General features: G+C 66.4%; 26 protein-coding genes. 5 read left to right on the forward strand and 21 right to left on the reverse strand.

The features are described 5' to 3' along the window. Positions 1-144: 144 nt before the first annotated feature. The 4 genes from V6U71_RS17820 to V6U71_RS17835 all read left to right on the forward strand — a co-directional run bounded on the left by V6U71_RS17820 (position 145) and on the right by V6U71_RS17835 (position 3,810). Positions 145-618, forward strand: a complete 474-nt coding sequence (locus V6U71_RS17820; RefSeq protein ID WP_411339689.1) for an Lrp/AsnC family transcriptional regulator — start codon at positions 145-147, stop codon at positions 616-618. 128 nt (positions 619-746) lie between these two features. Beyond that, entirely contained in the window at positions 747-2,099 is a 1,353-nt protein-coding gene (locus V6U71_RS17825; RefSeq protein ID WP_411339690.1) for a methyl-accepting chemotaxis protein, read from the forward strand. 43 nt (positions 2,100-2,142) lie between these two features. Then, complete coding sequence (locus V6U71_RS17830; protein ID WP_411339691.1) at positions 2,143-2,835, forward strand: SDR family NAD(P)-dependent oxidoreductase; 693 nt, start codon at positions 2,143-2,145, stop codon at positions 2,833-2,835. Between the two features lie 3 nt (positions 2,836-2,838). After that, complete coding sequence (locus V6U71_RS17835) at positions 2,839-3,810, forward strand: 50S ribosomal protein L11 methyltransferase (RefSeq protein WP_411339692.1); 972 nt, start codon at positions 2,839-2,841, stop codon at positions 3,808-3,810. 100 nt (positions 3,811-3,910) lie between these two features. Here the strand turns inward: V6U71_RS17835 and phhA are convergent, their stop codons facing one another. From phhA to V6U71_RS17910, 15 genes are all read right to left on the reverse strand, one after another. Next, positions 3,911-4,780 (reverse strand): phenylalanine 4-monooxygenase, encoded by an 870-nt coding sequence (phhA, locus tag V6U71_RS17840; RefSeq protein ID WP_411339693.1) that lies wholly within the window; start codon positions 4,778-4,780, stop codon positions 3,911-3,913. Between the two features lie 52 nt (positions 4,781-4,832). After that, positions 4,833-5,450, reverse strand: coding sequence for an ATP-binding cassette domain-containing protein (locus V6U71_RS17845; protein WP_411339694.1), 618 nt, complete (start codon positions 5,448-5,450; stop codon positions 4,833-4,835). Beyond that, a complete protein-coding gene (modB, locus tag V6U71_RS17850) occupies positions 5,440-6,135 on the reverse strand; it encodes a molybdate ABC transporter permease subunit (RefSeq protein WP_411339695.1) in 696 nt (231 codons plus the stop codon). The genes V6U71_RS17845 and modB overlap by 11 nt, the downstream gene beginning before the upstream one ends. Then, positions 6,135-6,902 (reverse strand): molybdate ABC transporter substrate-binding protein, encoded by a 768-nt coding sequence (gene modA / locus V6U71_RS17855; RefSeq protein WP_411339696.1) that lies wholly within the window; start codon positions 6,900-6,902, stop codon positions 6,135-6,137. Before modA ends, modB begins: the two co-directional genes overlap by 1 nt. 26 nt (positions 6,903-6,928) lie before the next feature. Then, positions 6,929-8,272: a PepSY-associated TM helix domain-containing protein gene (locus V6U71_RS17860; RefSeq protein ID WP_411339697.1), complete on the reverse strand. Its 1,344-nt coding sequence runs from the start codon at positions 8,270-8,272 to the stop codon at positions 6,929-6,931. A 12-nt stretch (positions 8,273-8,284) separates the two neighbouring features. Beyond that, a complete protein-coding gene (locus V6U71_RS17865; protein ID WP_411339698.1) occupies positions 8,285-10,276 on the reverse strand; it encodes a TonB-dependent receptor family protein in 1,992 nt (663 codons plus the stop codon). Between the two features lie 71 nt (positions 10,277-10,347). Continuing rightward, a complete protein-coding gene (locus V6U71_RS17870; RefSeq protein ID WP_411339699.1) occupies positions 10,348-10,740 on the reverse strand; it encodes a hypothetical protein in 393 nt (130 codons plus the stop codon). A 40-nt stretch (positions 10,741-10,780) separates the two neighbouring features. Next, on the reverse strand, positions 10,781-11,950 hold the full coding sequence (locus V6U71_RS17875) for a sterol desaturase family protein (RefSeq protein WP_411339700.1): 1,170 nt from the start codon (positions 11,948-11,950) through the stop codon (positions 10,781-10,783). 159 nt (positions 11,951-12,109) lie between these two features. Then, on the reverse strand, positions 12,110-14,245 hold the full coding sequence (gene ligA / locus V6U71_RS17880) for an NAD-dependent DNA ligase LigA (RefSeq protein WP_411339701.1): 2,136 nt from the start codon (positions 14,243-14,245) through the stop codon (positions 12,110-12,112). Then, entirely contained in the window at positions 14,242-14,844 is a 603-nt protein-coding gene (locus V6U71_RS17885; RefSeq protein WP_411339702.1) for a hypothetical protein, read from the reverse strand. Before V6U71_RS17885 ends, ligA begins: the two co-directional genes overlap by 4 nt. An 18-nt stretch (positions 14,845-14,862) precedes the next feature. Beyond that, positions 14,863-15,249, reverse strand: coding sequence for a putative quinol monooxygenase (locus V6U71_RS17890; RefSeq protein WP_411339703.1), 387 nt, complete (start codon positions 15,247-15,249; stop codon positions 14,863-14,865). After that, positions 15,249-15,932, reverse strand: coding sequence for a GNAT family N-acetyltransferase (locus V6U71_RS17895; protein WP_411339704.1), 684 nt, complete (start codon positions 15,930-15,932; stop codon positions 15,249-15,251). The genes V6U71_RS17890 and V6U71_RS17895 overlap by 1 nt, the downstream gene beginning before the upstream one ends. Next, positions 15,929-17,614, reverse strand: a complete 1,686-nt coding sequence (recN, locus tag V6U71_RS17900) for a DNA repair protein RecN (RefSeq protein ID WP_411339705.1) — start codon at positions 17,612-17,614, stop codon at positions 15,929-15,931. Before recN ends, V6U71_RS17895 begins: the two co-directional genes overlap by 4 nt. Positions 17,615-17,663: 49 nt before the next feature. After that, the gene (locus V6U71_RS17905) at positions 17,664-18,455 is read right to left on the reverse strand and encodes an outer membrane protein assembly factor BamD (RefSeq protein ID WP_054589182.1); all 792 of its coding nucleotides are present in this window, start codon (positions 18,453-18,455) and stop codon (positions 17,664-17,666) included. Positions 18,456-18,516: 61 nt separating this feature from the next. Then, positions 18,517-19,236: a peptidylprolyl isomerase gene (locus V6U71_RS17910; protein ID WP_411339706.1), complete on the reverse strand. Its 720-nt coding sequence runs from the start codon at positions 19,234-19,236 to the stop codon at positions 18,517-18,519. A 102-nt stretch (positions 19,237-19,338) separates the two neighbouring features. Here V6U71_RS17910 and V6U71_RS17915 point away from each other — a divergent pair, with 102 nt between their 5' ends. Further along, positions 19,339-20,862 (forward strand): M28 family peptidase, encoded by a 1,524-nt coding sequence (locus V6U71_RS17915; RefSeq protein WP_411339707.1) that lies wholly within the window; start codon positions 19,339-19,341, stop codon positions 20,860-20,862. Positions 20,863-20,969: 107 nt separating this feature from the next. Here the strand turns inward: V6U71_RS17915 and pnp are convergent, their stop codons facing one another. The 6 genes from pnp to V6U71_RS17945 form a co-directional block, all read right to left on the reverse strand. Continuing rightward, positions 20,970-23,288, reverse strand: a complete 2,319-nt coding sequence (gene pnp, locus V6U71_RS17920; protein ID WP_411339708.1) for a polyribonucleotide nucleotidyltransferase — start codon at positions 23,286-23,288, stop codon at positions 20,970-20,972. Positions 23,289-23,480: 192 nt separating this feature from the next. Beyond that, a complete protein-coding gene (rpsO, locus tag V6U71_RS17925; RefSeq protein WP_054590387.1) occupies positions 23,481-23,750 on the reverse strand; it encodes a 30S ribosomal protein S15 in 270 nt (89 codons plus the stop codon). Between the two features lie 25 nt (positions 23,751-23,775). Continuing rightward, a complete protein-coding gene (gene truB, locus V6U71_RS17930) occupies positions 23,776-24,672 on the reverse strand; it encodes a tRNA pseudouridine(55) synthase TruB (RefSeq protein ID WP_411339709.1) in 897 nt (298 codons plus the stop codon). A gap of 47 nt (positions 24,673-24,719) precedes the next feature. Continuing rightward, positions 24,720-25,127 carry a DUF6491 family protein gene (locus V6U71_RS17935; protein ID WP_411339710.1) on the reverse strand — a complete coding sequence of 136 codons (408 nt, stop codon included), beginning with the start codon at positions 25,125-25,127 and terminating at the stop codon, positions 24,720-24,722. A gap of 45 nt (positions 25,128-25,172) precedes the next feature. Beyond that, on the reverse strand, positions 25,173-25,715 hold the full coding sequence (locus V6U71_RS17940; protein ID WP_411339711.1) for a GNAT family N-acetyltransferase: 543 nt from the start codon (positions 25,713-25,715) through the stop codon (positions 25,173-25,175). Beyond that, positions 25,708-26,310 (reverse strand): thymidine kinase, encoded by a 603-nt coding sequence (locus V6U71_RS17945; RefSeq protein ID WP_054731467.1) that lies wholly within the window; start codon positions 26,308-26,310, stop codon positions 25,708-25,710. Before V6U71_RS17945 ends, V6U71_RS17940 begins: the two co-directional genes overlap by 8 nt. Positions 26,311-26,377 lie beyond the last annotated feature (67 nt).

Consider the following 26,377-nt stretch of genomic DNA (forward strand, 5'->3'; position numbering starts at 1 on the left):
CAAGCCGCCGCTCGCGCACTGCCGCGATGCCGGCGACCTTATGGACGCGATATAGCAGAACCATGGTGCGAGGTGCTTGCATATCGTCGTTCGTTTCGCGACAAGGACGCGCGATTTTTGCGCGTAATCGGCATTGGACGCACAATGATTGATCGAATCGACATAAAGCTCCTCAGCTTGCTGCAACGGCACGGCCCGCGCCCCGCCGCCGAACTCGGCGAGGCGGTCGGCCTGTCGGCGTCGGCATGCCATCGGCGCATCCGCGCGCTCGAAACCGCGGGGATCATCACCGGTTACACCGCGCGGCTGGCGCCGGACCGCATCGGGCTCGGCCTCGACGTGTTCGTCGACATCAGCCTGACGTCGCAGAGCGAGGAGGCGCTCAACGCGTTCGAAAGCGCGGTCAAGAGCTATGACGAGATCCTCGAATGCCAGCTCATGTCGGGCGCGTCGGATTACCGGCTGCGCGTCGCGGCGCGCAACGTCGCCGACTTCGACCGGCTACACCGCCACTGCCTGTCGCGCCTGCCCGGCGTCGCCGCGATGCACAGCGCTTTCACCCTGCGCACGATCAAGGCGTTCGAAGGCTATCCGGTCCGCGCCGCCGACGGGCGATAAAGCGAAAAATAGCGCGGTTGGTTAACGGCGAATTTACCCGGCCCGCAGCATATCCCGGTTACGAGTTTCGCGGACCAATGCGGGCGGCAGATCCGCGCCTCCGCGCGCGATCGACGAGGGCACGGGATATGGTGAAGGAAAATCCGATTCATAAGCAACAGATCGACCCCGTTTTGATGGTCGAACGCTTCCCCTTCTACGATCTCGACGGAAGCCTCGCCGCCGATGCCCTGGAAATCCACAGTATCATCGCCGGGCGCGAAGAAAGCATCGCGCGCGCCTATTGGCACAGCTTCAACACCCTGCCGAGTATCGAGCGCAAGGTCGAGGGCGAGCTTCTCCACTCCTATATCAAGGGCAGCACCCGCCACACCGAGGCGAAATATCGCGACGCCGCCGGGCAGGAAGTGGCGACGATCGCTTGCCAGAACACGCATATGGCGCGCCGCGTCAAGCTGCCGCTTGCATCGGTGCTGTCGTGCATGGCCGAAAGCCAGCGCCTGACGATCGAATATGTCGTGGCCGCGTGCGGCGGCGATGCCGAACGCATCGTCCGGCTGACCAGCGCGATCAACCGCCTCGGCCTGCTCGAATATGACGTGATGCAGCGCTATGCGAAGAAGCTCGACCGCGCCGTCATATCGGCCGAGCGCCAGTCGCTCGCGGGCGATTTCGACCGTTCGATCGCCTCGCTGGTTCAGGACACCGACGGGGTGCGTCAGCAGCTCGCCAAACAGGCGGCATCGGCCGACCACGCCGCAAAGGATATGATCGCCAAGACCAGCGAAGTCGCCGCGGCGTCCGAACAATCGGCGATGGCGATGCGCGAAGCCGCATCGACTGCGGCGGGGCTGATCCGCGCGATCGAGGATGCGCGGAGCGAGGTCGAAGCATCGGCGAGCGTCGCGACGCGCGCCTCCGAACAGGCCGGCGAAGCGGTGGCGATGTCCGAAACGCTGTCGCACCATGCGCAGTCGATCGAATCGATCCTCGGCCTGATCCGCGAGATCGCGGGCCAGACCAACCTGCTGGCACTCAACGCGACGATCGAAGCGGCGCGCGCCGGCGAATCGGGCCGCGGCTTTGCCGTCGTCGCGCAGGAGGTCAAAAGCCTCGCCAATGAAACGGCGCGCGCGACCGACGATATTGCGGGCAAGATCACCGCGATCCAGCAGGCGACGCGCGGGTCGGTCAGCGCCAACCAGTCGATCCAGGCAACGATCGTCGAAGTCCAGCAATCGGCGCGGCGCATCCAGCACGCGATGGACGCGCAGGCGCAGACGGTCACCTCGATCACCGCCGCCGTCGACGAAACCGCGCTCGCCGCCGACAGCATGTCGTCGACGATCGCCAGCATCCGCAACGATTCGGGCATGGTCGCGAGCGAGATCAGCGTCCTCAGCAACGAATTCGCCAAGATGGGCGCGCGGCTCCAGTCGCTCGAACAGGCGGCGAGCGAGTTCAGCCGCAGGGTGGCGTAACGCCAAGCTAGCGCGCCCCCTTGGACGGCTCTATGGCGGAGCCATGCAGACCCATATCCTGATTACCGGCGCCAGCCGCGGTATTGGCGCCGCAATCGTCGACGCGCTGGCCGGCGACGCGACGAAAATCGTGGCGCTGTCGAGCGCCGACGGCGACCTTGGCGATCCCGCCGTTCCCGAACGCGTGTGGCAGCAGAGCCTCGACCGGCTGGACGGGCGGATCGACGTGCTCGTCAACAATGCCGGGGTGTTCGAAGACAATGCGCTGGACGCCGGCGATGCCGACTGGCTCGCGAACTGGAACCGGACGCTGCAGATCAACCTGACCGCGAGCGCGCTGCTCTGCCGCCGCGCCGTGCTGCACTGGCAGCAGCGCAACGCCGCGGGCCGCATCGTCAACATCGCGAGCCGCGCCGCGCATCGCGGCGACAGCCCGGCGCATTGGCATTATGCGGCGTCGAAGGCGGGCATGGTCGCGATGACCAAGACGATCGCACGCGGCTATGCCAAGGACGGCATCCTTGCCTTTGCCGTCTGTCCCGGTTTCACGCTGACCGGGATGGCCGAAGCGCATCTGGCGGGCGAAGGCGGTGCGGACCTGCTCGCCGAAATCCCGCTCGGCCGCGTCGCGACGCCTGGGGAGATCGGCGAAATGGCGCGCTGGTGCGCGCTCGACGCGCCGCCGTCGATGACCGGCGCGGTGCTCGACGCCAATGGCGCCAGCTATGTGCGCTAGATCATGAGCTGGCTCGTCTCCCTCCCCTGCACTCGCGACGAGGCCGAGGCGCTGTCGGGCGAAATCCCCGAACTCGATGTGCTGCCTGAAGCCCCCGTCGTGGTGACGCGCGAGATCGACGAGGACGCGGGGCTGTGGCAGCTCGACGCCTATATGGACGACAAGCCGGGCGCGACGCTGCTCAAATTGCTGCAGTCGTTCGTGCCGAGTGCGAAGGGCGTCAAACCCGCGGTCAGCGAGCTGCCCGAGGAGGATTGGGTGACGCTGAGCCAGCAGGGGCTCGAGCCCGTGCAGGCCGGCCGCTTCTTCGTCCATACGAGCAGCCACGCCGATCGCGTTCCGCCGGACACCATTTCATTCCTGATCGACGCGAGCCAGGCGTTCGGCACCGGCGGGCACGACACCACCGCGGGCTGCCTCGCGATGCTCGACCGGCTCGCGCGCGCCGGCGCCAGCCCGCGCAACATCGCCGACATCGGTACCGGGACCGGCCTGCTCGCCTTTGCCGCGATGGCGCTGTGGCCCCGCGCCAAAACGATCGCATCGGACATCGACCCCGCGAGCATCCTCGTCACCCGCGACAATGCCGCAATCAACGGCGTGCCGCTCGGCCGCGGCGGCGGACGCCTCGCGCTCGCGGTCGCGCCGGGAACCGACCATCCGGCGATCCACCACCGCGCGCCTTACGACCTCGTCGTCGCCAACATCCTTGCCGGGCCGCTGATCACGCTGGCGCCCGATATCGCCGCCGCGACCGCGCCGGGCGGCCACGCCATCCTCGCCGGGCTGATCGCGCGGCAGATGGAGCCGGTGCTCGCCGCCTATCGCGCGCAGGGCTTTCGCCTCGCCGCGCGCGGCGGCAGCGCCGAATGGCCGTGCCTGTTGCTGGTCAAGCGGCGGCGCTACGGCTGGCGGCGCAAGGAACGCGCGCGACACCGCGCGAGCCCGTCGGATGCCAGTTTCGGGAGCTGGTAGTTAAAAGTCATTGCGAGCGCAGCGAAGCAATCTCCTGCCATCGTTCAGCTTTGCCGATAGCTGGAGATTGCTTCGTCGCTACGCTCCTCGCAATGACGGGTTAAGCTTTCGCCGTTGCATAATCCTGCGTGCCGCGCGTGATTACCTCGTCGCCGGGCAGGATGTCGGCGATCGGGATCGGCGGTAGCGCGGCGTTTTCGACATAGAGCGGCGCGAAGTCGGTGTTGACCGTCGTGTCGAGCAACTGGCCCAAGCTGTCGATGACGAAATAATTCTGCTGGAAATCGTCGATCCGGTAATCGGTGCGAATGACGCGCGCGAGGTCGAAACCGATGCGGTTCGGGCTGTCCGACTCGAGCGCGAAGATGCTCTCGGCATAGGAGGAGACGATGCCGGCGCCATAGATGCGCAGGCCGCCAGCTTCGCGGATCAGGCCGAATTCCACCGTATACCAGTAAAGGCGCGCGAGCTGCTTCAGCGCGTCGAATTTCAGGCTGCGCAGCCCGCCGAGACCATAGGCGACCATATAGTCGGCAAACACCGGGTCGGCGAGCATCGGGACATGCCCGAACACGTCGTGGAAGACGTCGGGCTCCTCGAGATAATCGAGCTGTTCGGGGGTGCGGATGAAATTGCCCGCGGGAAAGCGCCGGTTCGCCAGATGGTCGAAAAAGACCTCGTCGGGGACCAGCCCCGGCACCGCCACGACCTGCCACCCCGTCGCATCGGTGAGCCGCGCATTGAGTTCGCGATAATCGGGAATGCCGGGCTTTTCGAGCCGGAGGACGTCGATCCCGCGCAGGAAAGCGTCGGAGGCGCGCCCCGGCAGCATATCCGACTGGCGCGCGAAGAGGCGATCCCACATCGCATGTTCGTCGGGTGAAAAGCCGTCCCAATTCTGCGGACAGGTCCAGTCCGGCGCGGAACCCGGCGGCGGCGTCTCGTGGACGTGCGTATCAGGACTTTTCATCGACCCCGCACATAGCATGACAAGGTTTCAATTGAAACTTCTCCAGCCCGCCTCACTCCAGCGCGACGACCCCGGTCGCCAGCCGGTCGACCTCCGCCCGATCGTGGCTGACATAGAGGATCGGCAGCTTGAGCTCGTCGCGAATCCGTTCGATCACTGCCATGATCTCGCCGCGCCGCGCCGCATCGAGCGACGACAAAGGTTCGTCCATCAGCAGGCATTCGGGGCCGCTGAGCAACGCGCGGCCGATCGCGACGCGCTGCGCCTCGCCGCCCGACAGGCTTGCGGGCCAGCGCCCGAGCAGGTGACCGATGCCGAGGAAGTCGACCGCTTCGTCGAGGCCCATCCAGCGCGCGGCGGGGTCGGCAAGGTCGTGGCCGTACAGCAGATTGGCGCGTACCCGGCGATGCGGGAACAGGCGGCCGTCCTGGAACACATAACCGATCCGCCGCGCTTCGGGCGGCAGGTCGACGCCGTCGCCGAACAGCGTCCGCGCGCCGACGCGGATATGCCCGCAGTCGGGGCGCAGCAGCCCCGCGACCATGTTGAGAATGCTCGTCTTGCCCACCCCCGACGCGCCGAACAGTGCGGTCAGCCCCGGACCGGCGGTAAAGCGCGCCGCGATGACCCGGTCGCCGAGCCGCCGTTCGATATCGATATCAATCGCCATGCGGCGGCCTTCCGGCGTGCGTCCGCCGCACCAGCCATTCGGAAAGCACCAGCGCGCCGAGCGACAGCGCGACCGAGAGCAGCGCCAGCCGCGTCACCATCGCCTCTGCCCCCGGCACCTGCAGCGCCGAATAGATGGCGAGCGGCAGCGTCCGCGTTTCGCCCGGGATGTTCGAGACGAAGGTGATCGTCGCCCCGAACTCGCCGATCGAGCGCGCGAAGCCGAGGACGAGCGCGGCGAGCACGCCGGGCAGCGCGAGCGGCAGGCTGACCGTCCTGAAGGCGTGCCAGCGGCCGGCGCCGAGCGTTCGCGCCGCTCCCTCCAGTCGCCGGTCGATGCCCTCGATCGACAGCCGCATCGCGCGCACCATCAGCGGCAGCGCCATGATCGCCGCCGCGAGCGCGGCGCCGGTCCAGCGGAACATCAGGCTGACCCCGAACCAGCTTTCGAGCCAGCGCCCCGCGGGGCCCAGCGGCCCGAAAGCGATGAGCAGCAGCCAGCCGGTGACCACCGGCGGCAACACGAGCGGCAGATGGACGAGCCCGTCGAGCAGCACGCGCCCCGGAAAGCGTTTCCGCGCCAGCACCCAGGCGAGCGCGAAGGCAACCGGCAGCGTGACAAGCACCGCCGCGCCGCCGACCTTCAGCGACAGCGCAACGATGCCCCATTCTTCGGCGGAGAGCATCAGGGCGTGGAAAATCCGTGGCGGGCGAAGATAGCGCGCGCCTGTTTCGACAGCAGGAAGGCGCGGAAACCGGCCGCATCTTTGTGCCGGGATGCCTTCAGCATCGCGACCGGGTAGCGGATCGGCGGATGGCTCGCCGCCGGAAAGGTGCCGACGACGCGCACGGCGCGCGATGCCTTCGCATCGGTCGCATAGACGATGCCGAGCGGCGCGGCGCCGCGTTCGACGAGCGCCATGGCGGCACGGACATTCTCGGCGGGCGCGCCGCGCGCCGCGACGCCGGTCCACACACCGAGATGGATCAGGGCAGCCTTCGCATATTTGCCCGCCGGGACCGCATCGGGATCGGCCAGCGCGAGACGGCCGTCCCCGAGGGCGCGGGCCAGCGGAAAGCCGCGCGCGGGGGTCAGGCGGAGCTTGCTCGCCGCGGGCGCGATGAGCACCAGCCGGTTGCCGAGCAGCGTCGTGCGCGTCCCCCGGCGCAGCAGCCCCGCCTTCGCCACCGCGTCCATCCATTCCTCGTCCGCTGACAGGAACAGGTCGGCAGGTGCCCCCGCGATCACCTGCCGAGCCAGCGCCGACGAGGCGGCGAACGACAGCACGGGTTTGGGGTGCCCCTTCGCGGCCCAGGCATCGGCCGCTTCGGTGAGCGATTCCTGCAGGCTGGCGGCAGCGAGCACGACCGGCCCGCGCTCGGCCGCCAATACGGCGGGGGCGAGCAGCAGCGCGGCGAGAGCGAGACAGAGCTGGCGGAGAAGACGGGTCATCGGACCGCTATATACGACCGGATAGGTCACGCCAAGGCACGAACGCCGAGCCAGCGCGCGAGTCGCGGCAGCCGGGGTATCACCAGCCGGTCGACGATCCACAGCAGGATCAGCGACGCCGCCAGCAGCGGCAACAGCGCGGCCAGCAGCAGAATGATCGCCGCGACGCCCTTCAGCCGGACCGGATCGCGCGGCAACGGCGGCGCGCCGAGCGTCGCTTCCGGCTTGCGCCGCCGCCAGAGCAGGAAACCTGAGATCGCGAGCGTGACCAGCGCGAGCGCCGTCGCGACGCCGATGAGCTGACTGACGATCCCGAACAGCGCGCCCTCGTGCCAGGCGATCCCGATGCCGACGATACGGTCGATGACATGCTTGTCGGCGAAACCCGATCGCGACACCTCGATGCCCGTTGCGGGGTCATAGCCGACCTTGCGCACCAGCGGCCGGTTCTGCGTCTGCGTCGTCAGCGTCCACACATCGCCGTTCGGCGGCCCGAACAGGTTCGGCGCGCCGGGCGGCTGGACGATCACCGGCGGCGGCAGCGCCTCGCCCCGCGCGCGCAGCACGATGGTGGCGAGCGGGACGCCGAACGGCGCGGCGGAGGACGGCGCCATCGCCATCGCGCGATGATCGTTCGCGGCATGATGGCCGGCGGCCCCGCCCTTCCAGTCCTGCACCCCCGCTACCCAGCCCATTTCGGCGCGCACGGTCCGGAAGCCGCTCGCCCAGACGTCGGTCCACGGCAAGGCGGTGAGGAGCAGGACCAGCGCGAGACCCGACACCCAGAAGCCGGTCACCGCGTGCAGATCGCGCAAGGCCGCGCGGCCGCCGAGCGACAGGCGCGGCCAGACCACCCCCGCCGCCCCGCGCCCGCGCGGCCACCAGAGATAGAGGCCGGTCAGGATCATCACGATCGCCCAGCTCGCGGCGAGTTCGACGAGCAGCCCGCCGGTACGTCCGATGAGCAGGCTCGAATGAATACGCGCGAGCCAGGCCGAAATGCGCGCGTCGGGATCGGCCGCGCCGACAACGCGCCCGCGCGGCGACACCGCGACGTCGCGCATACCGCCATCCGGCAGGGCGAGATGGACGACCGCCGCGTCGTCCGACGCTTCGGGAAGGCGGTAATAATGGAAGCTCGCGCCCGGAAACGCCGTCAGCGCCGCCGCGACCTGCGCGTCGGCGTCGACGCGCTCGGCCGCCGGCAGCCCGCGCCAGCCGCGCTCCTGCCACCGGTCGAGCTGCGGCTTGAACAAATAGGCCGCACCGGTCAGCGACAGGACAAGCACGAAGGGGATGACGAACAGCCCGGCATAGAAATGCCAGCGCCAGATCGTCCGATAGAGCGGTGCGGTCTTGATGTCGGTCATCCCCCGTCCCTCTCAGAAACGCGCGCGAAGGCCGGCCGACACGGCGCGGCGTTCGACCGGATAATAGATGGCCGACGTATCGGTCACCGCAATCGCCGCGCTGATATCGCCGATCGCCCTCTTGCCGGCGATGTTGCGGACATCGACGAAAGCGTCGACGCCCTCGGCCAGACGCGCACCGCCGGTGATCCCGAGCAGCGCATAGCCGGGCGTCCGCACGGCGTTGCCGTAATCGGCGAACGGCCCCTGCGGCACCCATTCGAAATTGGGTGCGATATGCAGATTGTCGGAGCCCAGCCGCAATTCGGCGCGATAGACGTGGCGCGGCACGACCGGCAGGCGGTTGTTGCCATATTGGACATCGCCCCGGAAACGGAAGTTGCTGAAGGCATAGACTTGCCGCAGCCGCAGCCAGTCGGCCGGCGCGAGTTCGAGCGCCGCCTCGATGCCCTCGTGCCGCGTCCGCTGCGCATTGAAGGTCGAGGCGGGAATATCGGCGCCGACCGTATATTGCAGCAGCTCGCCCTTGATGTCGGCGCGGTAGAGCGACAGGTCCCAGCTTGCGATGCCCGACCGGCCGCGCGTGCCGATCTCGGCCGTCCACGCGCGTTGCGGATCGAGCGGGACGAAGGCCGAGACTTGTGCAAGCTCGATGAAGCCCGGAAACTCGACCGACCGGCTGTAGTTGGCGTAGAATTGCATTGCCGGCGCGGGCTCGAACAACAGGCCGAGCTTGGGCGAGAAAGCATCGAAATCGGCGCGGCCGCCGCGGTCGACCGGGCCGTTGTTGAACGTCTCATGCTGACGGCGCATCCCGTCGGCATAAATGCCGCCCGCGATCAGGGTCAGCGTGTCGACCGGCCGCAACCGCAGCTCGCCGTACAGCGTCGCGGTGCGCGCATCCTGCTTGGCATCGAAGGTCTTCCCGCCGCGCTTGCCCGCCAGATTGAGGAAGCGCCGCGAATTGACGTCGCCGACGCGCAGTTCGCCGCCGAGCGTCGCCTCGACCGGACCGCCCGCATAATCGAGGCGGAAGAAGGCGCCACGATCGACGCTCTTCTGGTCGATGAGCTGATAGATGGGATGGTGGAGCGCCTTCGCATTGACGAAGGCGCCGACGTCGAGCGTCGCCGCGCCGAAATCGAAGCTGGTGCGGTTCTGGAGACGCAGCGAATCGATATCGCGCGCCTGATCGCCCGCAACCGCCGCCGCATTGGCCCGGCCCGGCACGGTCAGCGCGTCGTCATAGGTCAGCGCCCCGGGCAGGTCCTGCCGGATACGGTTGAAGCTCGCGTAGAAGCGGGTCGCAACTATGTCGCTGAATTTCAGCCCGACATTGCCGTGGAAACGGACGCTCCGGCGCTTTGCATGGTCGCGGTCGCCGTCCGAGGTGTCGGCGCTGATCGCGCCCCATGCGTCGACCTGCGGCCCCGCGACGCCCGCCGCGACGAGCTCGCGCCAGCTATCGAAACTGCCCGCGTCGGCGCGCAGGTAAATTCCCTCGGCGCTGCGGCCGGTCGGGGTCACCCCATTGATGGCGCCGCCCAAGGTGCCCGACCCGAAGCGCAATGCGTTGGCGCCGCGATAGACTTCGAGGTGGTCGAAGAAGATCGGTTCGAGTTCCTGGAAATCGCCATTGTCGTCGGCGAGGTTGATCGGGATCCCGTCCTGCAGCAGCGTCAGCCCGCGCATGTGATAGCCGCGCGACAGCCCCGACCCGCGGATCGAGATCCGCACCTCCTGCCCGAACCGCGGCTGGAGATAGACACCGGGCGAGAAGGCGAGCGCGTCGCGCAGCGATACGACCGACTTGTCGGCATAATCCTCGTGCGCGACGATATCGCTGCCGCCGGGCGTGCGCGCGGCGCGCGCTTCGGCGGCGTCGGTCGCGGTCGGCGCGGTGACGATGATGGTGGCGTCGGCCTCTTCGGCGCGGACGGGCAGGGCGGCAAGGCAGGTGACGAGCGCGAGCAAGGGCGCCGCGCGGCAGATATGGTTTTTCATCGGAAAATCTTCCCCGGATACAAGCATGGAACCGCGCCGCGCTTCCCGCGCAGACGGCATTTCAGGCTGGATCAGGCGAAGGCGGGTGGCCCGGTACTCGGCGGCAGCGGCGAGGCGATGCCGGGGGCAAAGCCGAGCGAGGCCAGCGCGACGGGCGCCGGTTCGGCAAGCATCGGTGCCGCGGGCAGCACCGGCAGATCGGGAACGATCGGTGCGGCGGCGAGCGCCCCCCATGGGCAATGCTGCTGCCCCTCGCCCGCCTGATGGTCACCCAGTTTTTCGATCGGGATCGTCACGGTTCCGCCGGGGTTGGCGGGATCCGAACAGACGCGGACGGTGATCGACCCGCCGGCATCGCTTTCGATCATCCAGCCCGGTGCGACGAGCACCCGCGCGGCGAGCGCGAGCAGCAAGGGCAGCAGCAGCAGGATGCCGGGACGGCGAAAGGCGGCGAGCGGACTCACGCGGCGGCTCCTATGCGCGCCGCCCGGGCGTGGCAAGCCGCTATTCGGCCGGCGTCTCGTCGGTCTTCTTGCCGGTGCGCGTCCAGGGGTAGAGGAACTGGCCCCAATAGTTTTTCGGGACATCCTCGGGGATGCCGTAATTTTCGGGCCAGCGGTCCTTGGGCAGATGGAAGGTGCCGAAGAGCTTGTCGATCCACGGGAAGTGGATCGCGAAATTGACGTCGAACGCCTCGCGCTCGAGCCCGTGATGCCAGTGGTGAAAGCGCGGCGTCGCGATCCAGTGGCCGAGGCGGTTGAAATTGCCCCCGACATTGGCGTGGAGCAGCGACGACCAGACATAGACGAAGCCGATATAGGCCTGCATCACCGACGGGCTGAAGCCGAGGGTGAACAGCGGCAGCGAGGTGATCGAACGCAAAAGGATGATCTCGACAAAATGCATCCGCGACCCCGCGAGCCAGTCCATCGACTTCGCGCTGTGGTGCACCGCGTGGAAACCCCAGAGGAAGGGGTAGCGATGGAAGGTGCGGTGGAAGAAATATTGCGCCACGTCCGACGCGACGAGCACGATGGCGAACTGGACGATCCACGGCAGCGACGCGACCGCGGCGCGGAACGCCTGCCAGTTCGACGTATGTTCGTTGATGATCGTCGAGGGCGCGAGCGCAAGGAAGCCGAGCACCTGCACGAACATCGTGCTGACGAGATAATAGAAGAGGTCTTCGCGCCATTCGGTGCGGAACAGCCGCTGCGTCCGGCGATGCGGAAAGGCGCGTTCGAGCGGCGCGAACATGAAGCCGGTGACGAGCAGGTTCACGACGAAAAAGTCGAGCCCGAAGAAAATGCCCCAGTCGCGCGTTTCGGTGGGCTGGACGTTCGATCCGCCGACGAGGATTGCCGCCAGTCCGATCATCAGCGCGGTAAGGCCGAGCACCTTGCGTGGCCGCAGCAGCAGGCTGAGCAGGGAGAGGCCATAGCTGACGAGCAGCACCGCGTGAACAAGGCCGCGAAATCCGCCCCAATCCTTGATGATCGCCAGCTCGGGGGTTGCGAACCAGTCCGGAAAGCGCAGCGCAACGACCATGAAAAAACCGGCGATTGCGAACAGCAGCCCGAAGAAGCCGGAAAGCCAGCCGCTGCCGAACCGCCGCACCTCGGTATGCGATTCGAGGTCGCGCATCAGGTTGTTCAGATAATCACGCTTTGCCATGTCGCCCCCCTCACAGCATTTCCGCCGCGCCGCCTGTGATGGCGCGCACCATTCAGTCTCAACCTCTTATTCGTCATGCCGGGCTTGACCCGGCACCCGCCTTACTCCTTCAAGAAAGGCGGACCCCGGATCAAGTCCGGGGTGACGGGATGGTGTTACCTACCCAGCCGCCTTCACAATCTCGGCCCATTCGCCTTCGTCGATCACCCTGATGCCAAGCGCGCTTGCCTGTTTGAGTTTCGACCCTGCCCCCGGGCCAGCGACCACAAGGTCGGTCTTCGCACTCACCGATCCCGCCGCCTTGGCACCCAGCGCTTCGGCCTGCGCCTTTGCTTCGTCGCGGCTCATCGTTTCGAGTTTGCCGGTGAACACCACCGTCATTCCCGAAACTTCGCTTTCTCGCGTCTCCACCACATAAGGCGGCGGCGAAACTTCGGAGAGGAGATCGTCCCACAGGGCGCGATTATGCGGCTCGTGGAAGAAATCGCCCAGCGCTTCGGCGACCGCGGGCCCGATCCCGTCGGCGCGAACGTCGAGGATCGCCTTGATCGCCTCCATCTTGCGCGCGACGAACTTGCCGTCGGACTCGCCCTCGGCCTGCGGGTTTGCGTCGAGATAGGCCTGAATTTCAGCGGCTTTTCCGGGAAGAACGGCGATGTCGCCGAGCCCCTTGAGCAGGTCGCGCGCGGTCACCGCACCGATATGGCGGATACCGAGCCCGAACAGCAGCCGCGCGGCGTCGGGCGAGCGCTTCGTCTCGATCGCCGCGAAGAGTTTATCGACCGACGTCTCCTTCCACCCCTCGCGCGCGAGCAGTTCGGCGCGGTGATTTTTCAGCCGGAAGATATCGGCGGGCCCCTTGTCGAGCCAGCCGAGGTCGAGAAATTCCTGGATGCTCTTTTCGCCCAGCCCCTCGATGTCGAGCGCGCCGCGGCTGACGAAATGGCGCAGACGCTCGAACTTCTGGGCATTGCAGATCAGACCGCCGGTGCAGCGGACGTCAACCTCGCCCTCCTCGGCCACCGCCTCGCTGCCGCAGACGGGGCAATGATCGGGAAAGGGATAGGCGGCGCGGTCCTCGTCGCGGGTCAGATTCTCGACCACCTGCGGGATGACGTCGCCGGCGCGCTGGACGACGACGCGGTCGCCGGGGCGTACCCCCAATCGGCCGATCTCGTCGCGGTTGTGGAGCGTGACGTTCGACACGACGACGCCGCCGACGGTCACGGGAACGAGCCGACCGACCGGGGTCAGCTTGCCGGTGCGGCCGACCTGGATGTCGATGGCTTCGAGCGTCGTCTGCGCGCGTTCGGCGGGGAATTTATGCGCGATGGCCCAGCGTGGCGCCTTGGCGACGAAGCCGAGGCGTGCCTGCCAGTCGAGCCGGTCGACCTTGTAGACGACGCCGTCGATATCATAGGGCAGTTCGGCGCGCTCGGCCTCGATCAGCGTATAATGGGCGAGCACATCCTCGACCGCCTCGAAGCGCCTCAGCAGCGGCGACACGGGCACGCCCCAGCTTTCGATCTGCTTCATCATCGCAAATTGCGTCGTCTCGGGCACGTCGCTCACCTCGCCCCAGCCGTGCGCGAGGAAACGCAGCGGGCGCGCGGCGGTGATGCCGGCGTCCTTCTGGCGCAGCGAGCCCGCGGCGGCATTGCGCGGATTGGCGAACTGGCGCGCTTTTTCGGGGTCGTCCGCCTCGGCGAGCAGGCGCGCGTTGAGCGCGGTGAAATCGGCCTTCGCCATGTAAACTTCGCCGCGGATCTCGAAGACATCGGGAACCGCGCCGGCAAGCTGCTGCGGGATGTCGGCGATGGTACGGACGTTGGGCGTCACATCCTCGCCAACGCTGCCGTCGCCGCGCGTCGCGGCCTGCACGAGCGTGCCCTTTTCGTAGCGTAGCGAACAGGACAGGCCGTCGATCTTGTCCTCGGCGGTCAGCGCGACGATGTCGCCCTCGCCGAGATTGAGGAAGCGCCGCACGCGCGCCGCGAACTCCTCGACATCCGCGCCGCTGAACGCATTGTCGAGGCTCATCATCCGCTGTGCGTGCGTCACTTTTGCCAGCGGCGAAGCCTCGACCGCAGCGCCGACCTGGTTGTTCGGGCTGTCGGCGCGGATCAGGTTCGGGAAGGCCGCTTCAAGCTCGTTGTTGCGGCGAACAAGCGCGTCATAGTCGGCATCCGAAATTTCGGGCGCGTCCTCCGCATGATAAAGCTTGCTGTGACGGGCGATGGTCTTCGCCAGCCGCATCAGTTCGTTGGCGGCATCGGCTTCGGTCAGATTTTTCATTCCATCGCACCTTCGACGAGCGGATGCTTCCACCAATCAGCGAAACGGGATTCCAAGGTCCCGTCCACCAAAATGCGGACGAGGACAGTAATATTGCGCGACAATTCTTCCAAGCTCTCACGCTCGGCCCGGAGCATATTTGCATCCCATTGAACCACGCCTGATTTTGTCTTCTTTTCCAATTTCATCTCAGAATGCGGCTTTTTATATCCAAGAAGTTTAAACTTACCCTCGGCGCTTGTATCGATCACTATACCCCGCCCAACAAACACGCTTGAAGCGTGAGCAATCTGATTTCTATTGTCCGCAGATAATTTTATTCTTTTCTTTAAATCGTCCCACAAACCTTGAATATTGATATTTCTAGTCATCAGAGCAGCAGTAATCATCCTGCAGCGGTCTTCCAAACTCTTTGCGATAGAAAACATACCATGGGCGGCGTCGGCTTCGATCCGGAGCGATGCCTTGAAGATGCTTTCGAGCCTATCTTCGATCGATTGATAATCGGAAATACAAATTCCCACGAGCGCATAAAAACGCAGCTGCTTCTGCTGCATTGTATCGATATCGTCATCTTCGTTATTAAATAGCTCTCTCATCGACTTCCTTCACCCGCCCTAGGCGTTCACCGGCTTGAACTCGGCGCGAGTACCAAATCCTGCAATCAGCGGACGCCCCCTTTTGATCGCGTCCTGCACCGCCGGCAGCGCGAGCGACGCACTATGCGCCTCCTGCGTCTCCCAGATTTCGACGATCCAGATCGCGTCGGGGTTCGTACTGTCCTCGCCGATCAGATAGCCCATGTTGCCGGGCATCGATCCCGTGCCTTCGGACAGGATTGCGATCAGCTCCGCGCGCTGCCCCGGCTGCGCGATCATCTGGCCGATCAGGCCATATTCGGGAACGACTTCTTCCATTTGCGCCTCCAGCGCCTTCAATTGTCCCGCCGGCAACAACATCGTCGCCATCGCCACCAGCGCCGCGATATGTTCGCGCCGGTTCATCACCGCGCGATCACCAGCACATGCACCTCGCGGCGGATACGAAAGCCGAGCGATTCATAGAGCGCGATCGCCCCCTTATTGTCGGCATAGCTGTGCAGGAAGGGTTGTTCGCCGCGCGCCACCATGTCGCGCATGACATGGCCGATCAGCGCCCGCGCCAACCCGCGGCCGCGGCAATCCTCCCATGTCGACACGCCGCTGACCTCGGCCATGCCCGGCACGAGGATGCGCTGCCCCGCCATCGCGAGCAGGCGGCGGTTCTCGCGAACGCCGAAAAACGGACCGTAACGATGCGTCTTCGGACCCCATGGCCCGGGCCTGGCATGTTCGGCGAGCGCCGCCATTTCGGCCGCATCATCCTCGCCGAGCGGCAGAATATCGGGTTCGCCCGCGCGCGGTACCGGCGGCGCGCCTCCGGCGACCATCTGCGCGAGCACGGCGCGCTTCACCTCGCGCGTTCCGGGCGGAACCGGCGACCGCTCCCCTTCGACGATCCAGATTTCGCCCTCTTCGGGCACGAGTGCAGCAAGCGCCGCCTGCGCCTCGGCGCCCGTATCGGCGGCGACACCGAAAACGCCATAGCCGCGATCGATCCGCAGCGCCTGCGGACCGCCCTCGGCAAGATGCACCTGCCGGCCGGTGAGCATGGACCATATGGGCCGGTCGAGGGGATGCCCGCTCACGCGGCAACCTCCAGCAACCGTTCGGCTTGCGCGCGCGCTTCGTCGGTGACTTCGGCGCCCGACAGCATGCGCGCGATTTCTTCGCGGCGGCCGGCGTCGTCGAGCGCGCGGACGCTGGTGTGGGTGACGCTCCCTTCGCTCGACTTGGCGATGATGAAATGCGCGGCGCCTTTCGCCGCCACCTGCGGGCTGTGCGTCACGGCGAGCAATTGCTTGCCCGCATCGCTCCCGGTTCCTTTGGCCAGCCGCGCCAGCCGCTCGCCGATCGCGCTCGCCACCGCGCCGCCGACGCCGCGGTCGATTTCGTCGAAGATGATCGTGTCGGCGCCGCCCTCTTCGGCGAGCGCGACCTTCAGCGCGAGGATGAAGCGCGAAAGCTCGCCGCCCGACGCGATCTTGGCGAGCGGCGCAAAGGGCGCGCCGGGGTTGGTCGAGATGAGGAATTCGACGCGGTCCATGCCGGCCTCGCCCCAGCGTTCGGCGGGCAGGCGCTCGACGAGCGTCCGGAAACGCGCCGCGTCGAGCTTCAGCGGCACCAGTTCGCCCGCCACCGCCGCGTCGAGCCGCGCCGCGGCTTTGGTGCGCAGGTCGGACAATGCGGTCGCGGCATGGGTGTAGGCGGCGGCCGTCTCTGCCACCTCCATTTCGAGCTTCGCGAGCCCGGCGCTGCCGCCCTCGATCGCATCGAGCCGCGCGGCAAGGTCGCTCGTCAACGCCGCAAGATCGTCGGGCTGGACATTGTGCTTGCGCGCCATCGCGCGCAGTTCGAACAGGCGCGTCTCGGTCGCTTCAAGCCGGTCGGGGTCATATTCCATCGCGCGCGCGGCTTCGTGCAGCTTCGTCTCGGCCTCGTCGGCCTCGATGATCGCGCGGTCGAGCCCGGCAAGCGCCTCGGCGAGCAGCGGATGATCGCCCGCAAGCCGGTCGAGCCGCCGCGCCGCGCCGCGCAGCAGCGCCGGGCCGCTCTCGCTGCCCTCGAACGCTTCCATGATCGCGCCGAGATCGCCGGCCAGCCGTTCGCCCTTCTGCATCGCAGCGCGCGCTTCGGCGAGTTCGGCTTCCTCCCCCGGTTGCGGGCCGAGCGCCTGCAATTCGGTAACGCAATGCTCGAGCCATTCGCGATCGCGTTCGGCTTCGAGGATCGCGGCGCGCGCGGCGGCGAGTTTCGCTTCGGCGCCGCGCCACGCCGCATGCGCCGCCGCCACCGCCGCCGTATCGGCGCGCGCATAGGTATCGAGCAGGGCGCGGTGCCCGGCGGGCGCCAGCAGGCCGCGGTCGTCGTGCTGGCCGTGAATCTCGACCAGATGGGTGCCGATTTCGCGGAGCAGCGCTGCCGAACAGGGCTGGTCGTTGAGGAAGGCGCGGCTGCCGCCGTCGGCCTTCAGCGTGCGGCGGATCAGCAAGGGTTCGCCCGCTTCCAGCGCGATTTCGTTCGCCGCGAGCAGCTCGGCAAGCGGGGTGCCCGGCGCGGGCGGCGCGAAGCTTGCCGTTACCTGTGCCTGATTGCTGCCCTGCCGGACCAGCGCGCTGTCGGCGCGCATGCCGAGCGCAAGGCCGAGCGCGTCGAGCAGGATCGACTTGCCCGCCCCGGTCTCGCCGGTCAGCACGCCGAGCCCCGCCTCGAAATCGAGGTCGAGCCGCTCGATCAGCACGATATTGGCAATGGACAGGGCGGTCAGCACAATGCGCCCCTTACATTAGAACAAAGCGCGAATCCACGCCGACGCGAGTTCAGGCGCTGGGCGCGTGCTTCTGCATCAGCTTGTACGCGCGCTCGTACCATTTGCTGCCCGGATAGTTGACGCCGAGCACCGCGGCCGATTTCTTGGCTTCCGCCGGGATCCCGAGCGCGAGATAGGATTCGGTCAGGCGATAAAGCGCTTCGGGCGCGTGGCTGGTCGTCTGATATTTGTCGATGACTTCGCGGAAGCGGATCGACGCGGCAAGCCAGTTCGAGCTGCGCTGGTAGAAACGGCCGATCTCCATTTCCTTGCCGGCAAGATGATCCTGCACAAGGTCGACCTTCAACCGCGCGTCGGCGGCATAGCGGCTGTCGGGATAGCGGCGGATGACTTCGCCCAGCGCGTTCGACGCCTGCTGGGTAATCTTCTGGTCGCGGGTCACATCGCTGATCTGCTCATAATAGCTGACGCCGATCAGATAATAGGCATAGGCCGCGTCCTTGTTGCCCGGATGGATGGCGAGGAAGCGCTGCGCAGATTCGATCGCCGGGGTATATTCGCGATCCATATAATAGCTGAACGAGCTCATCAGCTGGGCCCGGCGCGCCCAGGGCGAATAGGGATGCTGGCGCTCGACTTCGTCGAACAGCGCAGCGGCAAGGCGATACTGGCGCCGTTCGAGCCGGTCCTGCGCGGCGCGGTAAAGCGTGTTGACGTCGCGCGCGACATAGCGCGTGTCCTTCTTGACCCCGCCACCCCCGGCACAGGCCGCCAAGGGCGAAATCAACAGGGCGGCGGCGAGCAGGCGCGTCATGGCGCGCGAAGAGGGACGCTGAGTCATGCGGGCGGTATAGCCACAGCGCGCATGAACGCAAAATAAATGATCGCCTGTGGGCGCAGCTTTACGGCGCCTTGACGACACAGCCCTTCAGGGCGTCCGCGGGCGCGGGAATCCGGCGGGCGGTCTTGATCGTCACCATCGGTTCGAGCATCTGGCCCTGCATCACGCCTTCGCCCGCAGTCGGCGAGACCGGAGCCGCAAAAATCTTTTCGGCGACGTCGGCGCCGCCGACCAGCTCGCCGAACACCGCAAAGCCCGCATTGTCGCCGCTCTGCGCGGGATCGGCGTCGAAACCCGGGATATCGCTGAGTAGCAGGAAGAAATCGGTCATCGCGTCGCCGGGCGCGAGCCGCGCCATCACCAGCGCCCCCTTGCAATTGGTGAGGCCCGTGACGTTCGTCGGCTCGTGCGCGATGACGGGGAAATTCTTGCGCGCATCGCCGCGATTGCCCGCCTGAATGAGCTGGCTGGCGGGCCCCCAGCTACGCGTCGAACGATAGAATTTGAACCCGTCCATCCGCTTCGTATCGACATAGCGGAGGAAATTTGTGGCGGTGACCGGCGCGCGCTTGTCCTCGAGCCGCACGGTGATCGTGCCGAGGTCGGTCGCGAGCGCGACATAGGGCCGTGTGTCGGTCTCCACGACCCCCACGACAGGCGATGTAACAGGCGCGGGGACCGGCGGCGCAGGCGGCGGCAATTGGGTCGCCGAGGGCGGAACGGTCGGGATGGTCGGACCTTGGGCGGCGAGCGCGAGCGCGGAGAGAATGATGGTCAGCATAGGCCAAGGCATAACCGCGCGGCGCGGCGGTGGCGACCCCTTTTGCTGTTTGTCAGGGCGGCAGCCTTCGTTAAGACATCCCGGTTGAACAAGGGGATTGGCATGCGTTTTCCATCGCTTCTGTGTGCGGCCAGCCTGACGGCGGCTTCCCTGGCAACGGCCGCGCTGGCATCACCACCCGAAACGGCCGATGCCGACACCAAAGCCTGGTGGTCGATCACCGAGGAGCTGTCGAGCGACGCGATGGAAGGCCGCGACACCGGTTCGGCGGGTTATGACCGCGCTGCCGATGTCGTTGCGCGCGCCTTCGCGGCGGCCGGACTCAAGCCCGCCGGGGACGACGGCGGCTGGTTCCAGCCGGTGGCAATGGACGAGATCGCGATCACCCGCGCCGCATTGCGCGTCGGTACCCGCCCGTTGACCTTCCTGCACGATTATCGCTTCACCCCCACGGCGGCGATGCCTTTGCAGTTCACCGCCCCGCTCGCCTATCGCGGCTATTGCGATGCGTCGGTACTGGGCACGGTCGCAGACAAGATCGTCATCTGCCATGCGACGCGGCGCGCCGGACTGCCCGGCGATGCCGACCGCGAAGCCGCGGTCAAGGCGGCGGGCGGCATCGGCATATTGAGCATCGCCGATCCCGGCTTCACCGTCGAGCCACCGCGCTGGCCCGCCGCCTATGCACGGCAGGTCAAGCTCGCGGGGGCACCCGCCGATACCGACCGCTTTGTGCGGATCGTCGTCAACGCGGACGCGCTCGGCACGCTGACCGGCAAGAGCGGCGCCGAAACCACCGACCTGATCACGCGGGGCAGCCGCGGCGAGCCGCTGCCGGCATTCGACATCGCCGATCCGCTCGACGCGCGTTTCGAGACCAAGGCCCGGCGGATCAGCTCGTCGAACGTGCTGGGGCTGCTGCCCGGGACCGATCCCGTGCGCGCCGGCGAAGCGATCGTCCTGTCCGCCCATCTCGACGGGTATGGCTATGGCGAGCCGATCGACGGCGACAATCTCTATAACGGCACGCTCGACGATGCGGCCTATGTCGCGCTGTTGATCCGCCTCGCGCAGCAGCGGCAGGGCAAGGGTTATGCACGCCCGGTGCTGTTCGCGGCCTTTGCGGGCGAAGAAAAGGGCCTGCTCGGCGGCGAATATTTCGTCGCCCATCCGACGGTCCCCAAAGCAGAGCTGGCGGGGAACATCAACCTCGACCAGCTCCGGCCGATCTTCCCGCTCGACCTGCTCACCGTCCATGCGCTGGGCGACAACAGTCTCGGCGCCGATGCCCGGGACGTGGCGGCCGGGCTGGGCATCGCGGTACAGCGCGACCCCGAACCCGAACGCAACATGCTGAAGCGCTCCGAGCATTGGGCCTTTATCAAGGTGGGGATTCCGGCGACGGGCTTCGTTTTCGGATATCGCCCGGGCACGAAGAGCGAGGAAATATACCGGCACTGGTACAAGACCGGTTATCACACGCCGCAAGACGATCCGGATCAGCCGATCGACTGGCAGGCGGCGGGCGATTTCAACCGCTTTTTCTATGCGCTGGTCGACCGGGTCGCGAACAAGGACAGTGCGCCGGCATGGAATGCGGGGAGTCCTTTGGCTCCAAAACCTTAGATACTTGGTACGGGAGAGAGTTCCGGGGCACGTCTGCAAATCCTGGATCGCCAACGAAAAAGGGACCGCAAGCGCGGCCCCTTTCCCTTGTTCGATAGCCGAAGGACTTAGTCCTTCAGGAAATCGGGCACATGGCCCTGATCTTCCGGACCGTCGTTGCGCTCGCGGCGCGGGCCGCGATCGCCACGATCGCCGCCGTCACGACGCGGACCGCGATCGCGATCACGGCCACCGCCGCCGCGCGGGCCGCGATCGCCACGATCACCGCCGTCGCGGCGCGGACCACGATCACCGCGCGGTTCGCGCGGCGGGCGGGTGTCTTCCAGCTCGGCGCCGGTTTCCTGATCGACGACGCGCATCGACAGGCGGACCTTGCCGCGCTGGTCGATCTCGAGCACCTTGACCTTGACTTCCTGGCCTTCGCTGAGGACGTCCGAGACCTTCTCGACGCGCTCGTTGGCGATTTCGCTGACGTGGACGAGACCGTCCTTGCCGCCCATGAAATTCACGAACGCACCGAAATCGACGAGGTTGACGACCTTGCCGTCATAGATCTTGCCGACTTCGGCTTCCTCGACGATGCCGCTGATCCACTTGCGGGCCGCCTCGATCTGGTCGAGGTCGCTCGACGAAATCTTGATCAGACCTTCATCGTCGATGTCGACCTTGGCGCCGGTGGTCGCGACGATCTCGCGGATCACCTTGCCGCCGGTGCCGATGACGTCGCGGATCTTCGACTTGTCGATCTGCATCGTCTCGATGCGCGGCGCGTGCGCCGACAATTCGCTGCGGGTTTCGCCGAGCGCCTTGTTCATTTCACCGAGGATGTGCGCGCGGCCTTCCTTGGCCTGGTTCAAAGCGGCTTCGAAGATCTCGCGCGTGATGCCCGCGATCTTGATGTCCATCTGCATCGTGGTGATGCCTTCGGACGTGCCGGCCACCTTGAAGTCCATGTCGCCAAGGTGATCCTCGTCGCCGAGGATGTCCGACAGGATCGCATAATCCTTGCCTTCGAGGATCAGGCCCATCGCGATACCCGACACGGGGCGCTTGATCGGCACGCCGGCGTCCATCATCGCGAGCGAACCGCCGCAGACCGACGCCATCGACGACGAGCCGTTCGACTCGGTGATGTCGCTGGTGAGGCGGATCGTGTAGGGGAATTCGTCCTTCGTCGGCAGCACGGGGTGCAACGCACGCCAGGCGAGCTTACCATGACCGACTTCACGGCGGCCCGGGGCGCCGAAGCGGCCGACTTCGCCGACCGAATAGGGCGGGAAGTTATAGTGGAGCATGAAGTTCTGGTACGACAGGCCGTTGAGGCCATCGACCATCTGTTCGCTTTCCTTGGTGCCGAGGGTCGCGGTCGCGATCGTCTGGGTTTCACCGCGGGTGAACAGCGCCGAACCGTGCGCGCGGGGCAGGAAGTGCGTTTCGGCGACGATCGGACGAATCTGCGTCGTCGTGCGGCCGTCGATGCGCTTGCCGTCCTTCAGGATGGCACCGCGAACGATTTCGGCTTCCAGCTTCTTGGTCAGCTTGATGCCCGCCATGACTTCCTGCGGAGCAAGACCGTCTTCGGTGAACTGGGCCTTCGCCTTCGCGCGCGCTTCGTTGAGCGCGTTCGAGCGGGCCGACTTGTCGGTCAGCTTGTAAGCGGCGGCGATGTCCTTGCCGATCAGCTTCTTGAGCTTGTCCTTGATCGCGGCATTGTCGTCCGACGCGGCCATGTCCCAAGGGTCCTTGGCAGCCTGTTCGGCGAGCTTGACGATCGCCTTGACGACTTCCTTGCACGCGTCGTGCGCGAACAGAACGGCGCCGAGCATGATCTCTTCCGACAGCTCATTGGCTTCGGATTCGACCATCATCACCGCATCGTAAGTGGCGGCGACGACGAGGTCGAGGTCGCCTTCGGCAACCTGCGCGTCGGTCGGGTTCAGGATATATTCGCCGTCGACATAGCCGACGCGCGCGGCGCCGATCGGGCCCATGAAGGGGACGCCCGAGATGGTGAGCGCGGCCGACGCGGCGACCATCGCGAGGATGTCGGGCTCGTTGTGGCCGTCATAGCTCAGAACCTGAGCGATGGCGTTGATTTCGTTGTAGAAACCTTCGGGGAACAGCGGGCGGATCGGACGGTCGATCAGGCGGCTGACGAGCGTTTCCTTTTCGGTGGCGCCGCGTTCGCGCTTGAAGAAGCCACCCGGGATGCGGCCGGCGGCCGAATATTTTTCCTGATAATGGACGGTGAGCGGGAAGAAGTCCTGCCCGTCCTTCACCGACTTCGCGGCGGTCACGGCGCACAGGACGACCGTTTCGCCCAGCGTCGCCATCACGGCGCCGTCGGCCTGGCGGGCAACCTTGCCCGTTTCGAGCGTCAGCGTTTCACCGCCCCACTCGATCGATACTTTTTTCACGTCAAACATGTGGTTTCCTTCGCCCGCCGGGCCCTATGCCGGGCGGGGCCTCTGATTCCGGGCAATCCGGCCCGGGGCGGTTCAGGGCATCGGTCTGCCCTATGGCGGTCCCGCCGGATGCGGGAGCGGCCCTGCGGTCCGGCGCGATTGCACGGGACCAATATGACAGCGGCCCCGGAAGTCCGGGGCCGCCAGAAATTCTTATTTGCGGAGACCCAGCTTCGCGATCAGCGCCTGATAGCGGCCCTCGTCCTTCTTCTTCAGATAGTCGAGGAGGCTGCGGCGCTTGTTGACCATCATCAGAAGGCCGCGGCGGCTGTGATTGTCCTTGTGGTTCGCCTTGAAATGGTCGGTCAGGTTGTTGATGCGGTCGGTCAGGATCGCGACCTGCACTTCCGGCGAGCCGGTATCACCCTGTTTGCGGGCATTGTCGTTGATGACTTCGGTCTTGCGCTCGGCGGTAATCGACATATGCAAACTTCCTTCGAACATCGTGTCAAAGATTGAAGCCGCGGACGACCTTCAGCGTTCCCGCCAAAGCCTCGATCAGGGCGACGGGACGCAAGTCGCTGTCCCTTCCCCAATAGAGCCCGTCATCCGTGCTACCCCCGGTCCAGACACGACCCTGACGGATCGCCCCTGCCGCTTCCGGGGAAAGGTTCAGAGCCGGGATGTCGACCAGCCCTGCCTCGAGCGGCAGAAATATTTCTGATTGGGCGGCCCCTTGGCCGAAAGCGTTTAATTTGTCCAGCGAAATCGCCGCTTCGAGCGTGAAGGGCCCGGCTTTCGTGCGGCGCAGCATCGTGACGTGGCCGACGCTGCCGACGGCATGGGCAATGTCGCGGGCAAGGCTGCGGATATAGGTGCCTTTGGAGACATGCGCGGTGAGCGTGATAGATTCAAGCCGCCCCTCTCCCGCATCGCCGCCCGCGCGCAGCGAATGGACCGTGACGGCCCGCGCCTTCATCTCGACCGCCTCACCTTTGCGGGCGCGGTCGTAAGCCCGCTCGCCATCGATCTTGATCGCCGAATAGGCCGGCGGCACCTGCTCGATCGGCCCGGTAAAGCGCGGCAGCACCGCCTCCACTTCGGCCAAGGTCGGCCGGATGTCACTGGTCGCGACAACCTCGCCCTCGGCATCGAGCCCCGCAGTCTCGGTCCCGAACGCGATCGTGAAGTCATAGACCTTGCTCGCGTCGAGCATCCGGCCGCAAAGCTTGGTCGCCTCGCCGAGCGCAATCGGCAGCACGCCCGAGGCGAGCGGGTCGAGCGTCCCGCCGTGACCGACCTTGACCTTGCCCAGCCCCGCCTCGCGGCACACGCGCTTGACCGCGCCCACCGCCTGCGTCGAGCCGAGCCCCACCGGTTTGTCGAGAATGATCCAGCCGTTCATCGCAGCGCCGCTAGGGCGCCGAGGCGGAGCTTGTCAATTTGGGCGTGTCAATTTTTGGCGGCCTCTTCGGCCTCGCGCGCCGCCTTTTGTTCTTCCTTCGTCGGCGGCGCCGCCGAGGTGACGAAGCTGGTCAGCATACAGCGCTGACCGCGCACGATCAGCGTCCCGAACTTGTCGAGCCGCGAGACGCCGCGCGTATCGACGCCGATCGCCTCGGCGAAGTCGAGATTGCGGCAGGTCCCGGCGAAGGTGCCGTAAAACCATTCGCCGCTGCGACCCTCGATCCAGATGCCGCGTTCGCGGTCGGCGCGCCAGTTGCGGATCGTGCTGTCGCTCGGGAAGGTGATGCTCGATTCGACGCCGAGCGCGCGCGGCGCCTCAGCGGGCTCGGTGGCCGCCGCCGCAGAAAGGGGAAGCAGCATGGCGGCCAGGGAGAGTGCGAGTTTCTGTTTCATGGACGGCGGATAGCACAGCGAGTCTGAACCGGTGCTGACCCCCGTTCAGGAACGCGCGCGCCACTCCTCTGCTAGCAACGACCACAGCCCGGTATCGCGGACATATCCGGTCCAGGTGGTGCGTTCGGACCGCAGCACGCCTTCCTTCGTGCAACCGAGCTTGGCGACCGCCGCCTGGCTGCGTTTGTTGCGCTCGTCGATACGGAATTCGATGCGGCGGATGCCGGCGCCGAACGCATGGTCCAGCATCAGCCGCTTGACCCGGCCGTTGAAACCGGTGCCGCGCGCATCGGGATGGATATAGGAGTTGCCGATTTCGACCGTCTCGGCGGTCCAGTCGGGGCGGAGATAGGCCGTCATGCCGACGAGCCGGTCGCCGTCGACGATCGCATAGGGCATGCGGGCATCGTGTCCGATCAGCGCGGTAAAGCTGGCATCGAAATGATCGGGACCGAAACTCGACGAATAGATCGGCCAGATATCCGCGTCGGCGGCGCAGACGGCGCGCAGCGCCTCGCGATGCGTTTCCGCCAGCTTGAGGAGGCGGAGGTCGCCGTCGGCGAGTTCGACATAGAGACGGTCACGCATCGGCCAGCACCTTTGCCGCTTCGCGGCGCTTGGCCATGAAATGGCGCCGGCACATCGCGACATAACGGTCGTTGCCGCCGATCTCGGTCTGCGCCCCTTCGACCACGGCGCGGCCATTTTCATCGACGCGCAGGTTCATCGTCGCCTTGCGCCCGCACTCGCACACCGCCTTCAATTCGACGAGCGCATCGGCGATGCCGAGCAGTGCCGCCGAGCCGGGAAACAGCGCGGCCGAAAAATCGGTGCGCAGGCCATAGCAGAGCACCGGGATATTCGCCTCGTCGGCAAGCCGGGCGAGCTGGAAGACCTGTTCGCGCGACAGGAATTGCGCCTCGTCGACGAGAATGCAGGCCAGCGGCCGTTGCCGGTTTTCTGCATTCGCCGCTTCCCACAGGTCGCTGTCGGGGTCGAATTTATGCGCCTCGGCCATCAGCCCGATGCGGCTTGTCACCTGTCCGGCGCCGTAACGGTCGTCGAGCGCCGCGGTCCACAGCATCGTTTCCATGCCGCGCTCGCGATAATTGAAATCCGCCTGCAGCAGCGTCGTCGATTTGCCCGCGTTCATGCTGGCATAGTAGAAATAGAGCTTGGCCATGGGTGGGGGATAACCCGTTCACGGCCGCCCGCCAATCTTCAAAGCTTCGTCACCCCGGACTCGATCC

Source organism: Sphingopyxis sp. J-6 (assembly GCF_046603995.1).
GTDB lineage: Bacteria > Pseudomonadota > Alphaproteobacteria > Sphingomonadales > Sphingomonadaceae > Sphingopyxis.